At 27.0% G+C, this 15,090-nt stretch carries 18 protein-coding genes; all 18 read left to right on the top strand.

Features of this window, described 5'->3' with window-relative positions; translation table 11 throughout:
* Positions 1–174: 174 nt before the first annotated feature.
* Entirely contained in the window at positions 175–1,662 is a 1,488-nt protein-coding gene (locus tag AVBRAN9333_RS03145) for a flavocytochrome c (protein ID WP_214150590.1), read from the top strand.
* Positions 1,663–2,007: a cytochrome c3 family protein gene (locus tag AVBRAN9333_RS03140; RefSeq protein WP_214115839.1), complete on the top strand. Its 345-nt coding sequence runs from the start codon at positions 1,663–1,665 to the stop codon at positions 2,005–2,007.
* Positions 2,004–2,519 carry a cytochrome c3 family protein gene (locus AVBRAN9333_RS03135; RefSeq protein ID WP_214115838.1) on the top strand — a complete coding sequence of 172 codons (516 nt, stop codon included), beginning with the start codon at positions 2,004–2,006 and terminating at the stop codon, positions 2,517–2,519. The genes AVBRAN9333_RS03140 and AVBRAN9333_RS03135 overlap by 4 nt, the downstream gene beginning before the upstream one ends.
* Positions 2,516–3,175 (top strand): response regulator transcription factor, encoded by a 660-nt coding sequence (locus tag AVBRAN9333_RS03130; RefSeq protein WP_214120636.1) that lies wholly within the window; start codon positions 2,516–2,518, stop codon positions 3,173–3,175. Before AVBRAN9333_RS03135 ends, AVBRAN9333_RS03130 begins: the two co-directional genes overlap by 4 nt.
* A complete protein-coding gene (locus AVBRAN9333_RS03125; protein WP_336609422.1) occupies positions 3,138–4,769 on the top strand; it encodes a sensor histidine kinase in 1,632 nt (543 codons plus the stop codon). Before AVBRAN9333_RS03130 ends, AVBRAN9333_RS03125 begins: the two co-directional genes overlap by 38 nt.
* Entirely contained in the window at positions 4,762–5,994 is a 1,233-nt protein-coding gene (locus tag AVBRAN9333_RS03120; RefSeq protein ID WP_336609421.1) for an FAD-binding protein, read from the top strand. Before AVBRAN9333_RS03125 ends, AVBRAN9333_RS03120 begins: the two co-directional genes overlap by 8 nt.
* 44 nt (positions 5,995–6,038) lie before the next feature.
* On the top strand, positions 6,039–6,392 hold the full coding sequence (locus tag AVBRAN9333_RS03115; protein WP_214115834.1) for a diacylglycerol kinase: 354 nt from the start codon (positions 6,039–6,041) through the stop codon (positions 6,390–6,392).
* Positions 6,389–7,114, top strand: coding sequence for a Nif3-like dinuclear metal center hexameric protein (locus AVBRAN9333_RS03110; protein ID WP_336609420.1), 726 nt, complete (start codon positions 6,389–6,391; stop codon positions 7,112–7,114). The genes AVBRAN9333_RS03115 and AVBRAN9333_RS03110 overlap by 4 nt, the downstream gene beginning before the upstream one ends.
* A 9-nt stretch (positions 7,115–7,123) precedes the next feature.
* Positions 7,124–7,828, top strand: coding sequence for a zinc ribbon domain-containing protein (locus AVBRAN9333_RS03105; protein ID WP_214115832.1), 705 nt, complete (start codon positions 7,124–7,126; stop codon positions 7,826–7,828).
* 17 nt (positions 7,829–7,845) lie between these two features.
* Positions 7,846–8,976, top strand: a complete 1,131-nt coding sequence (locus AVBRAN9333_RS03100; protein WP_336609419.1) for a glycosyltransferase N-terminal domain-containing protein — start codon at positions 7,846–7,848, stop codon at positions 8,974–8,976.
* The gene (locus tag AVBRAN9333_RS03095) at positions 8,963–9,721 is read left to right on the top strand and encodes a pseudouridine synthase family protein (protein WP_214115830.1); all 759 of its coding nucleotides are present in this window, start codon (positions 8,963–8,965) and stop codon (positions 9,719–9,721) included. Before AVBRAN9333_RS03100 ends, AVBRAN9333_RS03095 begins: the two co-directional genes overlap by 14 nt.
* Before the next feature lie 147 nt (positions 9,722–9,868).
* Positions 9,869–10,312 carry a 3-hydroxyacyl-ACP dehydratase FabZ gene (gene fabZ / locus AVBRAN9333_RS03090; RefSeq protein WP_214115829.1) on the top strand — a complete coding sequence of 148 codons (444 nt, stop codon included), beginning with the start codon at positions 9,869–9,871 and terminating at the stop codon, positions 10,310–10,312.
* A complete protein-coding gene (gene lpxA, locus AVBRAN9333_RS03085; protein ID WP_336609418.1) occupies positions 10,309–11,100 on the top strand; it encodes an acyl-ACP--UDP-N-acetylglucosamine O-acyltransferase in 792 nt (263 codons plus the stop codon). The genes fabZ and lpxA overlap by 4 nt, the downstream gene beginning before the upstream one ends.
* Positions 11,090–12,304 carry an ATP-dependent Clp protease ATP-binding subunit ClpX gene (gene clpX, locus AVBRAN9333_RS03080; protein ID WP_214115827.1) on the top strand — a complete coding sequence of 405 codons (1,215 nt, stop codon included), beginning with the start codon at positions 11,090–11,092 and terminating at the stop codon, positions 12,302–12,304. Before lpxA ends, clpX begins: the two co-directional genes overlap by 11 nt.
* The gene (locus AVBRAN9333_RS03075; RefSeq protein ID WP_214115826.1) at positions 12,301–13,338 is read left to right on the top strand and encodes a rod shape-determining protein; all 1,038 of its coding nucleotides are present in this window, start codon (positions 12,301–12,303) and stop codon (positions 13,336–13,338) included. Before clpX ends, AVBRAN9333_RS03075 begins: the two co-directional genes overlap by 4 nt.
* A complete protein-coding gene (mreC, locus tag AVBRAN9333_RS03070) occupies positions 13,331–14,101 on the top strand; it encodes a rod shape-determining protein MreC (RefSeq protein ID WP_336609417.1) in 771 nt (256 codons plus the stop codon). The genes AVBRAN9333_RS03075 and mreC overlap by 8 nt, the downstream gene beginning before the upstream one ends.
* 88 nt (positions 14,102–14,189) lie before the next feature.
* Positions 14,190–14,567, top strand: coding sequence for an NINE protein (locus AVBRAN9333_RS03065; protein ID WP_214115824.1), 378 nt, complete (start codon positions 14,190–14,192; stop codon positions 14,565–14,567).
* Positions 14,568–14,571: 4 nt separating this feature from the next.
* A partial coding sequence (locus AVBRAN9333_RS03060; RefSeq protein WP_336609416.1) for a hypothetical protein occupies positions 14,572–15,090 on the top strand: 519 nt, incomplete at its 3' end.

The following is a 15,090-nucleotide window of genomic DNA, read 5'->3' as shown; positions in this document are numbered from 1 at the left end:
AAATTAATATCAAGATTTTAAATATTTTATAGTTGATATATCATTTCTATCATTTAAAATATTGACTATCTTAGACTTAAAATTTATATTAAAATCTTAAAAATAAATTTATATTTGACACTTTTTTGCCACTACATGTTTTTATAATAAATTGATTTTTTAGAAGGAGTATAGATGTTATCAAGGAGAAATTTTATAAAAGGAGTAGCAGGAGTTGGCCTTAGTGCACCTTTAGCATTAAACGCTAATGATAATTTAGGAAAAGACATAAAATTTGATGAAATAGCTGATGTTATTATAATCGGAAGTGGTGTGAGTGCTCATATTTGTGCTGCTTATTTAGTAAAGAATAAAATTGATGTTTTAATGATTGAAAAGATGGATAGAATTGGTGGTAATTCTGCTTTATCTCAACAAGATTTTGCTGTTCTTAATTCAGATTTACAAATTAAAGCTGGCATAAAAGATAGCGAAGAATTATTTTTAAATGATTTAAATAAAGCTGGAGCTGGATATAATCATTTAGAACATTCTTTAAGAATTATAAGAAATTCAAATGAAGCATATGAATTTGCTAAAAGTTGTGGGGTTAAATATGCTGATAAGCTTAAGTTTTTAGGCGGTCATAGTGTTGCTAGAAGTGTTGAAACTATTGGCGGTGGTGGTGCTTGTATTAGCACTTTAAATGAATTTTTTATAAAACATAATGGAAAGATTAAAAACGAAACTAAATGCGATGAAATCATTCAAGATGAAAGTGGCAAAATAATTGGCGTAAGCGTTAGAGAAAATTATAGATTTAATAGAAATCTAGCAAATGATGATAGAGAGAATTTAAGTGGAGATAAAAAACACTATAAAGCAAGGCTTGCGGTAGTTTTTGCAACAGGTGGATTTAGCCGTGATATTGAGTTTAGAAGTATAGTAAATCCTAGATTAAGGTTGGCAAAAAGCCCTTCAAGTTTAGGTCAGACTGCTGGTGCATTAAAACAAATGCTAAAGGTAGGAGCAATCCCAACTCAATTAGCACTTAGTAGATTTTCTTTTGGAATTCCTACAGAAGATTTAATTTATGGGATTATGGTTGATTGCAATGCTAAAAGATTTTTAAATGAAGATGGAGATAGACAAGGTTTATCAAATAAAATCTTAGCTCATATGGAAAAGATTAACACAACAATTTATCCAATAATTATTTTTGATAGCACAGGATTTGCTAATTCGCACGACCCTAATAGAATGCAAAGTTTTATTACTGCAGGGAAAATGAAGAAATTTGATAGCCTAAGTGATTTAGCTAATAATTTTAAGCTTAATGAAAATGATTTATTAAAGACAATGCAAGATTATGAAACAGGCATTTCAAATAATAAAGATGAGTTCAAAAAAGATTTAAGTAAGATTAAAAATTCTAGTATGAGTAAAGCACCTTTTTATGCAATGACAGCTGCACCAGGTCTTAGTTATACTCCAGGTGGTGTTTATGCTGATATAAATATGAGAGTTTTAAATATTAGTAACTATGAGCCAATTAAAGGGCTTTATGCGATTGGTGAGGCAACTGGTGGTGTTCATGGACAATCAAGGCTTACTAGTTGTTCTATTCCTGATTGTATGACTTCAGGAATTGCTTGTGCGAAAGATATTTTAAAAGGAGTATAAATGCAAAAATTATTAATGATTTTGATATTAAGTATTTTTGCATTAGGCAATGAATTTGCAATAAAACCACATCATATTGAAGTGAAATTAAAATGCACAGATTGTCATAAAGAAGCAAATGAAAAAGATTATAAAGCACTTGATTCTAATTCATGTCTAAGTTGTCATGGAAGTAAAGAGAAATTAGCAAAAAGGCTTGATTTTTTAAAAGGTAAAAACCCGCATAATAGTATTCATGATAATGCGAATTTAAATTGTTACACCTGTCATAATGAGCATAAGCCATCATTTAATATGTGTAATACTTGCCATAATACTAAAACTTGGATGAGGGAGATAAAATGAAAAAAACTATTATTTTTGTTTCATCTATTGTGGTTTTAACTTTAATTTTTGTATTTTTATCTCATAAAGCTATACAAATGACTGGCGATGATAAATTTTGTGCGAGTTGTCATGTAATGCAACCGATGAAGGAAGCTTATATTAAAGATGTTCATAGTGGTAATAATAATCTAGGTATAAAGGCAAATTGTGTAGATTGTCATTTGCCACACGATAATATAGTAAATTATCTAAGCACAAAAGCTTATAATGGCATTAAAGAATTTAGTATCACTGCTATTGGAGCTGATGAAAAGATAGATTGGTATGAAAAACTCAATCATAAAAAAGATTATGTTTATGATAGTGGATGCTTAAAATGTCATCAAGATATTACTAAAATTAATTCTAAAAATGAAATGCAAAATACAATGCATAAAAGATATTTAGATTACGCAAATGAATTAAAATGTGTAAGTTGTCATACCCATGTAGGTCATGATGGTTTAAGGGGTAAATTAGATAAAAAATGAAAAAATACACAATTTTATATGCAGAAGATGATTTAAATCTAGCAAGTCAAGTGATTGATTTGCTAGAACTACTTGATTTTAATGTGCTTTATGCTAAAGATGGCTTAAGTGCTTTAGATATATATTTGGCTAAAAAGCCTGATATATTATTACTTGATATTTCTATGCCAAAACTTGATGGTTTAAATTTATTAGAAAATATAAGAAATTCTGATAATAAAATTCCTGCTATTATGATTACAGCTTTAAGCGATAAACAAACTTTATTAAGTGCAGTTGAGCTTAATATTTGCAAGTATTTAATAAAACCTTTTGATAGGATTAAACTTGAAGATGCTTTAAAAAAGGCTATAAAAAGTATTAATAATAAAATTAAATTAAGCAATAATATATATTTAGATATTGATTTAAATGAGTTATTAGTAAATGATGAGATTATTAAGCTTAGCAAAAAAGAATTTTTATTGCTTGAAATTTTGTTAAAAAGTAGTCCTAACATTGTAGATATTTATAAGATTTGCGATTATGTATATAATGATTATGATGTAAGTTCTGATGCTATTAAATCACTCATTAAAAATCTTAGAAAGAAATTAGGCGATAAAGGTATAATTCATAATGCAAATTCTCGTGGATACTATATCAAAATTACTTAATATAAGCATTCGCAAAAAAGCTTTTATATTTGTTTTAACTTTGATTATTTTTTTATGTTTTATTTTGAATTTTTTATATATTTCTTGGCATAAAAATTATTTATTTCAAAACAAAAATAGTTTTAATGATAGGTTTATTTATTTTTATAGTGATTTTTTAAATAATTTATTAAACAATACGCTTAGTATTAGTTATGAATTTAGTTCTAATTTAGATTATTTAAAAAATGATGAAAAACTAAATAAATTAAATAAATTATTTTTAAATCTAAGCTCAAATGAGGCGTATTTAAAGGATATTAAATTATTGATTTTAAAAGAAAATATTTGCATAGAAAAAGATAAAATAAAATTAAATTGCCAATATGATTTTAATAATCAAACAGATATTTTACTTAGATTAAATACCGAACCAGTTTATTTAATTAATTTAAAAATAAATGAAAATTATGCGATTACTTATACAATAAGTGCAAAAAAATTATTAGATAATTTAAAAATTCAAGATGATTTTTTAGCTGCTTTAAAGTATGAAAATGAGTATTTTTATAATGAATTTGATTGGCAAAATAAAACTAAACTTTTAAAAAATGATGAAGATATAATTAAATTAGATGATAAATATTATTTAAGTAATGAAATTATTTTAAATGATAGATTTTTCATATTGATTAAAAAAGATATTACAAAAGATTATAAAACTCATTTACATATAATAAAAAAGGCTTTTATAATTAGTGTGGTTTTGGTATTTTTTGCTTTTATTGGGGTATATTTTGTTTTAGGATTTTTAATTAATAAATTATTAAAAACCGAAGAAAAACTAAGAAAATTAAATGCAAATTTACAAGAAGAAGTAAAAAATCAAGTTGAAATAATTAAGGCTAAATTAGATGAAAATACACAAAAAGAGCAATTGCTAAATCATCAATCAAAATTAGCTGCATTAGGTGAAATGATAGCTTGTATAGCTCATGAATATAGACAGCCATTAGCAACTTTAGGTGCAATTTCTAGTTATCTTGAGATTAGTTTAGAAAAACAAAAAATTGATGATAAGTTTCATCAAAAATTAAAAGAGATAAATCCTATTTTAAATTATATGTCAAAAACTATTGATGAATTTTATGATTTTTATAAGACAAAGCAAGAAAAAAGCTCTTTTTATGTTTATGAAGCTATTTTAAATTCTTTAACGATTTGTAATGCAAGCCTTACAAGGAATGCAATTAATACTACTTTAAGACTTGATAAGAATTTAAAAATAAATTCATATAAAAATAGTTTAGCTCATGCAATAATCAATCTCATTACAAATGCAAAAGATGCTTTAGTTAATATAAAAAATCCTTATATTATAATTAATCTTTATGCTTATAAAAATAATATTTACATTAGTATAAAAGATAATGGAATAGGGGTTAAAAAGGATTTAGAAGAAGAAATTTTTAAACCTTATTTTAGCACGAAAAATGGTTCAGGGCTTGGGCTTTTTATGATAAAAAATATTTTAAATAGTGAGTTAAATGCTGATGTGTTTTTAAAAACTAGAAAAATTGGAGCTAATTTTTATATTAGGATTGCTTATGAATGAGTTGTTTTGTTTAATTGTAGGTAGTGGTATTAGTGGTTTAACATTGGCGAATTTATTGGTTAAACAAGATATTTTATTAATTGAGCAAGATGATGAATTAGGCGGAGCTAAGAGTTATTTAAATTTTGCTGCTAGTAATTCATCTTTTCAACAACTAGCAAATATAAAAGATGATAAATTTTATGATGATTTGATTTCTTATTCAACTAATTATGCTGATTTTACTTTATTAAAAGAGCTTAGTGAAAAATCAGCACAAGCTACTCAACTTTTAAAAAGTTTTGGGGTTGAATTTGAATTAGCTATATTAAATAGCTTAAATCATTCAGTTCCTAGAGAATTACACCCTTTAAAAAATGCTAAAGAAAGTGTGATAAATCCATTAATCAACAGATTGCTTAGTAAAAATGTAAATATATTAACTAAGGCTAAATTAATTGATTTTGATAATGGTATTGCAAGTATTTTACATAAAGATGAAATCATAAAAATTAAGGTTAAAAATATAGCTTTTTGCACTGGTGGATTTGCAAACGATAAAGAATTTATAAAAATTCATTATCCACTAGCTTATTATGCTAAAACTATGTCTAAGAACAATTCAAATTCTTTAAAGATTTTATTAAAAAATGGAGCAATCCCAACTCAATTAAGTCTAATGAGATTTGCTTTTGTTTTGCCTATGGATATTTTTAAATATGGAATTTTAATTAATTCTGATTTTAAAAGATTTGTTAGAGAAGATAGCTCAAGGCAAGATTTAGCAATAGCGATTTTAAATGAAATTAAAAATAATAAATTAGTTAAATTACTCCTAGATAATCACGGAATAAATTATATAAACGATATAAGTATATTTTACAAATACTATTCTTTAGAAGAAATTGATAAAAGATTAATTAATTGCGTTGATGAATACAATAGCTATTTTAGTAATAGGATTGATAAATTGGGTAAAAATCTTAATAATATTTCTATTAAAGCAATTAATAAGCCTATGTTTTATTTGGCTAATGTAGATGTTTATTTAAACTATACTTTAGGTGGGGTTAAATCAGATATATTTGCAAGAGTAGTTGATATAGATACTAATACAGCTAAGAATAATATGTTTGCTATAGGAGAAGTTAGTTCTATGTTTGGAGAAGCAAGGCTTAGTGGAGCTGCTAGCATAGCTTGTGTTGTATTTGCTATGAATGCTAGTAAATTTATGCTATCAATTTGAAAGTATTAATAATTTTTTTATAATCTAGCTAAATAGGAGAAAATATGAAGAAGAAATACTCATTTTTTAAAAACGCAAGTTATGCTTTAGCAGGGGTTAAAAGAGCTTTAAATGAAAGTGCTTTTAGGATAGAATTTGTAATAGGAATTTGCTTTATTTTATTTGCTTTATTTTATCCTTTTTCTTTATTTGAAAAGGCATTTTTAATAGGTGTTATTATTTTAGTATTTGCTGCTGAATGCTTTAATACTTCTATTGAGAGCGTTGTAGATTTGGCAACTTCAAAATACCATAAACTTGCAAAAGATGCAAAAGACTTAGGCTCTGCTGGAGTATTTTTTACTATTTTAATAGCTGTTTTAACTTGGCTTAGCGTTTTATATAAGGAATTTTTATGAAAATAAGTGAGATTTATAAGATTTTAGATGAATTAAGCCCTTTTAATACTCAAGAAAGTTGGGATAATAGTGGGTTAATTTTAAGTAATGATGATAGTTGCGAAAGGATTTACCTTAGCCTTGATTTAGATTTTAATCAAGTAAAATCATTTTTATCAAATTCATTGATTATTACTCATCATCCTTTGATTTTTAAGGGTATTAAAAGTATTAAAAATGATTATGCTGGTAATATTTTAAAAGAATTAATCAAAAAAAATTGTGCTTTAATTTCTATGCATACGAATTATGATTTAAGTCATTTAAATAGATATTTTTGTGAAAAGTTTTTAGGCTTAGAAATAATTGAAAGCGATGGGTTTTTAGCTTATGCTAAGAATAATTTTAAAGATATTTATGAATTGGCTGATTTTTTAAAGGCTAAATTAAACTTAAAAAAAATATCAATATCTTTAGCAAAAGAAATAATTCAAACTGATTTAATAGGAATTTGCACGGGTTCTGGAATTTCATTGGCTAGTGAGCTTAAGAGTAATATATTTTTAACAGGAGATATTAAATATCACGACGCTTTAGCTCTTAGTGAAAATAATATAAGTTTAATTGATATTAAGCATTATGAAAGTGAGATTTGTTTTGCTAATTCTTTAGCGAGTAATTTGCAAAAATTACCGATAGAGATTATAATCAGCTCTTCAAAAAATCCATTTTTAGAGTATTAAGGACATACTATGAATAAACACCTATCACAATTAGTAGAGCTTTCTAAATTAGATAAAGAAATAGATAGTTTTTTACCACAAATTGAAAGTGCTAAAAGAGAAGCGAACAATTTAGAAGATAAAATTAAAAGTCTTGAGAATAAAAATTCAAAATTAGAAGAAAGCATAAAAGAAATTAGTGAGAGTAAAGTAAAAGTAGAAAATCACATAGCTCAATTTTCAACAAAGATAAATGAAACAGCTAAAAAAATTGCTTTAGTAAAAACAGAAAAAGAAGCAAATGCTTTAAAATTAGAAGAAGAAATCGCAAGAGAGCAATTAGAAGCTGCAAATGAAGAAATATCAAAATTAGAAAAAATAGTAGATAATAAAAAAGAAGAAATTAAAGAAAATCAAAAAGAAATTACTAAATTAAATGATGATTTAACTATAGCAATAGCTAATCAAAAATCAGCACTTGATGCTATTGAAGAAAAAAGAAAAGAAATTTATGTAAGAAAAGATAAGTTAGCTAGCGAAATTGATAGCAAAGTTTTCGGATTTTATGAAAAAATTAGAAAATGGGCTAAGAATACTGCAGTAGTTCCTGTTAAAAAACAAGCTTGCTATGGTTGTTTTATGCAACTAAATAGCAAAACTTTTAGTGCAGTTTTAAAAAGTGAAGAGATTAATAACTGCCCACATTGTGGAAGAATTTTATACATAGAAGAGTAATTTTTATAATTTAAAAAATGTATTTTTTTTATATTCTTGTTTCTATTTTAATTTATCCTTTATTCTTATTGGTTTTAATTCCTTTAAGTTTTAAGGATAAATATTCTAAACTTTATCAAAAATTTTTACCATTCAAAAAGCATAAAATAGCAGATATTCATTTTCATTTTGCAAGTTATGGAGAAGCTGTCGCTTTAGGCGAGTTGATTAAATATTATAAAAATAAAGGTTTTAAAATATTACTTACTTGTTCATCAAAAACAGGACTTATGAAAGCAAAAGAATTTGATGATAATGCTTTTTTACTACCTTATGAGCCATTATTATATTTATGGCTTAAACCTGCTAAGACTTTAATAGTATTTGAAGCAGAATTATGGTTAGCTTTACTTAAAATATATAAAGATTTTGATAAAAATACTATTTTATTAAACGCTAGAATGAAAGAAAATAGCTTTAAAAATTATAAAAAATTTAGTTTTTATTATGCAAAAATATTTTCATATTTTGATTTAATTCTTGCTCAAAGTAATGAAGATAAAGAAAGATTAGAATATTTTAATGCTAAAAATATAGAAGTTTTTACAAATATAAAGATTACAAATAAGCCAATAGTTACTAAGCAATTAAGCAAAAATAAAGAAATAATTTTAATTGCAAGTACTCACGAAAATGAAGAAGAAATAATTCTAAATAAGCTAGATAAAAATTTCTTAAAAGATAAATGTCTAATAATAGCACCAAGACACCCTGAAAGATTTCATAAGGTTGAAAAATTGCTTTATAATAAAGGCTTTAACATTGTAAAATATAGCAATGATTGTGATGGATATTTAAAAAGTGAAGTATTTTTGCTAGATACTTTAGGAGAATTAATTAATTTTTACTCAATTAGTGATTATGTGATTTTGGGTGGTTCTTATACTAAAATAGGCGGACATAATTTCGCCGAAGCTGCGTTTTTTGGCTGCAAAATCACTTCAGGAACTAATGTATTTTCTCAATATTCAAGCCTAAAATGTATAGAAAATATAAAAATTAGTGATGATATTGATTTTACAAATGTTAAAAATGCTAAAATCAAAAACGAATATACTTTCAACGCATTATGCGAAATATTAGATAGGAAAATAAATGAAACAAGATAAAGCATATAAATTATTAGCAATTCAAGAAGGAATTTCAAATTCAGCTGCTAAAGAATTAATAGATTTAGGTTTAGTAATGCACGGGGGCAAAAGATTAGAGATTGCAAGAGGTCTTATGCCTGTTAATACTATTTTTAAACTTGCAAAACCAGAGCTTAGCGTATTGTTTGAAGATGATAATTTATTAGCTATTAATAAGCCAATTGGTATTGCGAGCGAACATATTAAAAATAATTACACTCTTTTAAATAGACTTGATAAGGATACAAGTGGCATTGTATTATTTGCTAAAAATGAAGAGTTTTTAAAGGCTGCAAAAAACGAATATAAAAAAGAAAAAGTGCAAAAACTCTACCTAGCAATTACTAATAAAATAGTAAGCGAAGGAATGGAGATTGATGAGCCAATTTTAACCATAAAAGGCAAAAGTGCATTTAGCAAAATTAGTAATAGTGAAAACGCAAAATACGCTTATACTAAAATAGAGCCTTTAATTATAGAAGGTAAAAAAACCTTATTAAAAGTGCAAATTGCAACAGGTAGAACCCATCAGATAAGAGTTCATTTAAATAGCGTTGGGCTAGGAATTTTAGGCGATGTTAAATATAGTAAAATAATTAGCTCAAGGCTGATGCTTCATTGTGCTAGGACAAAAATATTTGATTATGATATAAAAACTCCTATGCCAAATGATTTTCATAAAGACTTTGAATTAAAAGGGCTTAATTTAGACTTTTTATTTTAATTTTTAATGCTTTTAAGATAGTTTTTATTTTAAAAGCATTGGAATTTTATAAATTATACTTTACCAACGATAAAGCTTATAATTATTACACTTTGTTTAATTGCTGAAATTAAAATAAATCCCTTTAAGCATAGTAAAGGAATAATAATGTTAGATGTAATGCAAATTCAAGAAATTTTACCACATAGACCACCATTTTTGTTAGTTGATAAAATCACAGAAATCAATCTTGATGAAGGTTATGTATTAGGTTATAAAAATGTTAGTATAAGTGATCAAGTATTTGCAGGACACTTTCCAGGTCATCCGATTTATCCAGGAGTTTTAATATTAGAAGGAATGGCTCAAACGGGTGGAATTTTAGCTTTTCAAAGTATGAAAGATAGTGTTGATCCTAAAAGCAAGGTAGTATATTTTACAGGAATGGAAGAAGTAAAATTCAAATCACCAGTAAGACCAGGCGATAAATTAGTATATAAAATGAGCGTTGTTAAAAATCGTGGAGCAATGTGGGTGTTTAGTGGCGAGGCTTATGTAGATGATACATTATGCACTCAAGCAATTTTAAAAGCGATGATAGTAGATAAATGATTTCAGATTTAGCAATAATAGAAAATGGTGCAAAAATAGGCAAAAATGTTAGCATTGAGCCTTTTGCATATATAGGAAGTAATGTAGAAATTGGTGATAATTGCATTATTAAAAGTGGTGCAAGAATTTTAGGAAATACAAAAATAGGAAATAATTGCAAGATTTTTTCTTATGCTATTTTAGGTGATATTCCACAAGATATTTCTTATAAAAACGATGATTTTTCAGCTTTAATAATAGGTGATAACACAACTATTCGTGAGTTTTGCACTATAAATTGTGGCACACAAAAAGGCGATGGATACACAAGAGTTGGAAATAATAATTTCATAATGGCTTATGTTCATATTGCACACGATTGCACCTTAGCTGATAATATAATTTTAGCAAACAATGTAACCTTAGCAGGGCATGTTGAAGTTGGCTCATTTAGTGTGATTGGCGGACTTACTCCGGTTCATCAATGGGTTAAAATAGGCGATTATTGTATGCTTGGAGGTGCTTCAGCATTATCTCAAGATTTACCACATTTTTGTCTAGCTGAAGGTAATCGTGCTTATGTTAGAAGTCTTAATTTAGTAGGGCTTAGAAGACATTTAGAAAAAGATAAAATAAATGAATTAAGTGAAGCATTTAGTAAGATTTTTAGAAGTAAAACAGGGCTAATTAGCGATAGAGCAAAAGCTTTATATGAGAGTTCAAATTCTGCCGAAGTTGTTAAATTATGCTCGTTTATTTTAAATACAAAGCGTGGAATTCCAGTGAAAGGAAATGATAATGAGCAATAATATTTGTAGTTTTTGTGGCAAATCTTATCCGTTTGACCTACTTTCAAATGGTAAAAATAATACAATTTGTCCTACTTGTGCTGGTGTTATATTTAAAATGTATGATGCTAAAAATAAAGAATTAGCAGTAGATGAGGTAGCTGATAGTTTAAAAGATATAAGTTCAAAAGCTTTAAAATCTCATTTGGATAATTATGTAATAGGTCAGGATAGAGCAAAAAAGGTTTTAAGCGTAAGCGTTCATAATCATTATAAAAGGCTTATGAGTAATGCTGATGAGAGTGATGTAGAATTAGCAAAATCAAATGTTTTATTAGTAGGACCTACAGGAAGTGGTAAGACACTTTTAGCTCAAACTATGGCAAAAGCACTTGATATTCCTATAGCAATTTGCGATGCTACGAGTTTAACTGAAGCTGGATATGTAGGAGAAGATGTTGAAAATATCTTAACAAGACTTTTACAAGCAGCTGATTATAATGTTGAGCGTGCAGAATGTGGGATAATTTTCATTGATGAAATTGATAAAATCGCAAGAAAGGGAGAAAACCGCTCAATTACAAGAGATGTAAGTGGAGAAGGCGTTCAGCAAGCATTGCTTAAGATAATAGAAGGTAGCGTTGTAAATGTCCCACCACAAGGCGGTAGAAAACACCCAAATCAAGAATTTATTCAAGTTGATACTTCAAATATTTTATTTATTTGTGGTGGTGCTTTTGATGGAATTGAAGAGATTTTAAAGCAAAAGCAAGGCGAGAATGTAATGGGTTTTGATACTACTAGTGTTAAACTTAGTGAAGATGAATTGTATTCGCATATTGAGCCTGATGATTTGATTAAATTTGGTCTAATTCCTGAATTAGTTGGAAGATTGCACGCAATTGCAAGTCTTAATGAAATTAGCGAAGAAGATATGGTAAGAATTTTAATTGAGCCAAAAAATTCAATAATTAAGCAATATCAAAAGATTTTTGAATTTGATGGTGTTAAATTAGAATTTGATAAAGATGCACTTTTAGCTATTGCTAAAAAAGCTCTTGATAGAAAAACAGGAGCAAGAGGTCTTCGTGGGATATTAGAGCAATTATTACTTGATTTAATGTTTGATTTAGATAAATATGAAGGTTATGAAATCGTTATAAATAAAGATTTTGTTAATGGCGAAGGCGATGCTATTTTTTTAAAAATTAAGGATAATAAATGATACTAGACCATTTAATAGGGTTATTTTCAAGTGATATGGGTATTGATTTAGGCACAGCAAATACTCTTGTGCTAGTAAAAGATAAGGGTGTAGTAATTGATGAGCCAAGTGTTGTAGCAGTTCAACATACAAAATATGGAAAGAGTAAAATTTTAGCAGTTGGTAAAGAAGCTAAAGAAATGCTAGGCAAAACTCCTAGTGATATTCAAGCAATTCGCCCTATGAGAGATGGGGTTATAGCTGATTTTGATATGACTGAAAAAATGATTAGATATTTTATTGAAAAAACACATAAAAGAAAGAGTTTTTTACGCCCTAGAATATTAATATCAGTTCCTTATGGTCTAACTCAAGTTGAAAGAAAAGCAGTTCGCGAAAGTGCTTTGAGTGCTGGTGCAAGAGAAGTGTATTTGGTTGAAGAGCCAATGGCTGCAGCAATTGGTGCAAATCTTCCCGTGCAAGAGCCTGTAGGCTCATTAGTAGTTGATATTGGTGGTGGAACTACTGAAATAGGAGTTATTACTCTAGGTGGTCTTCATACTGCAAAAAGTATTAGAACAGCAGGAGATAAGCTAGATAGCTCAATTGTAAATTATGTAAAAGAAAAATACAATCTAATAATTGGCGAAAGAACTAGCGAAGATATTAAAATTCAAGTTGGTTCAGCTATTCAATTACCTGAAGAATTAACTATAGTTGTTAAAGGAAAAGACCAAGTAAAAGGGCTTTTAAGTAAGGTTGAGCTAAGTAGTGAAGATATTCGTGAAGCTATAAAAGAGCCTTTAAAAGAAATTGCTGATGCGCTTAAGTTCGTATTAGAAAATACAAAACCAGAACTTGCAGGCGATATTGTAGAAAATGGTATAGTGCTAACTGGTGGTGGAGCATTAATCCGTGGAATTGATAAATATTTAAGCGATATTGTGAAATTACCTGTTTATGTTGCTGATGAGCCACTTCACGCAGTAGCAAGGGGAACTGGAAAAATACTTGAAGAGATTTCTTTACTAAGACAAATAGTAAATGATGAATAAATTTAAATTATTACTCCTAATATGCGTTTTGCTTACATCTTCTTATTATTTTGTAGTAGATGTTAAAAACGCTGTTTTAGGGGTTAATGATTTTGTTTTAAATAAGCTTTATAATGCTTATGATTACACCAAACAAAATATTACTAAATATTTTAATCAAGTAAATCAGATAGATGAATTAAGCACAGAAAATAAAAAGCTAAAACAATACAAATTCTTATATGATAATTTGGTTATAGAATATAACAATCTTGCAAAAGCTCATAATCTTAAAAAATATGAATTTGAATTAGCCTTAACTAGGGTATTATCTTATGAAAAAATTGGAAGTTTAACTAAATTTTGGATGAGTTATGATGGTATAAAGCCTGATATTACTTATGGTTTGATATATGATAATAATGCAGTGGGGATTATGTATTCAAATAATAATAGAGCTTATGCACTTAGTTTAAATGATGAAAAATGTGTTTTTTCTGTGGTTGTTGGGGAAAATAAAACTCCTGCTATTTTACAAGGTAGTAAAAATTCAATTTATGTTAATTTCGTTACTGATTATAAAGAATTAAATATAGGAGATTTGGTTTATACGAGTGGAAAGGATTTGATTTTTCCAGAGGGTATTTATGTTGGAAAAGTAGTAAAAATCATAGATGAAGCTGGGTATAAAAGAGCTATTTTAGAAGATACAAAAACTCTTAGTCCTTATAGATATGTTTATATGGTAAGTGCTAAAGAGAACTCACAAGAAATTAAAAATTAAAATCTTAAATTATTTTTTATTAATTTACCCTTTGTTAATAGGGGGGGGGTGTAGAATAATTACTTCATTTTAAAAAAAAGGAGTAATTATGGATAAGAGTTCCATTTTAATGCTACTTGATAATAAAATTTCAAGCGAGCAAAAGTTTATGCTAAATGATAAACTTGATAATTTAAGCGAAGAAAAATATAAAAACCTTCCACTAATCCCATTAAAAAGCCCAATTTTAGCAGCAGTTTTAGGATTTTTCTTCGGAGTTTGGGGTGTTGATAGATTTTATCAAGGAAATATGCTTTTAGGATTTTTAAAAATAGGTCTATTTTTAATAGGCTTAGCTTCGACACTCATATTTATCGGAGTTTTTATTTTATGGGCTTTATATATTTACGTATTAGTTGATATATATTTTGTATATAAAGCAGTTCAAAAAGACAATTACACAAAAATATTACAAATAATAGGATGATTTTATGAAAACAGATTTTTTAATTTCTAACAAAGGTCGAGAATTAATCAAAAATGAAGAAGAATTGAGAGTAAAGTTGAGTGAATTTGTAGGAGAATTGCCAAATGCTGCAATAGTTGATGAGTTAAGCAATGCGGCAAAATACTATACAAATAATGGCGAATCAAATACAGCAAGATATTCTTTTAGACTAAAAGATATATGCCTTCCTACATTATTGTTTAGTTATTTTAGCTATGCGTTGCGTTCTATGTGGATTTATGCAGGAATTATTTATGGGGCAATTGTGGTTTTATCGTTTTTTGGTTATTTTTATTTTAAACCAAAGGGCTTATTAAATTCTTTTGATTTTTCTTATATTAGTTATGTTTTAATTTATATAATTATCAGCGTTTTAACAAGTGCAACTTATAGATATTTTTTATTAAAAGAATTTTTTACTAAATACGAGCTAACACCTATTAGCAAACCTAGAAAACCCATAAATATCTTAATAGCTATTGGATTTATTATCGCTTTATTA

The sequence above is a fragment of the Campylobacter sp. RM9333 genome (genome assembly GCF_020137705.1).
GTDB lineage: Bacteria > Campylobacterota > Campylobacteria > Campylobacterales > Campylobacteraceae > Campylobacter_E.
This window is presented reverse-complemented; position numbering and strand designations above follow the sequence as displayed.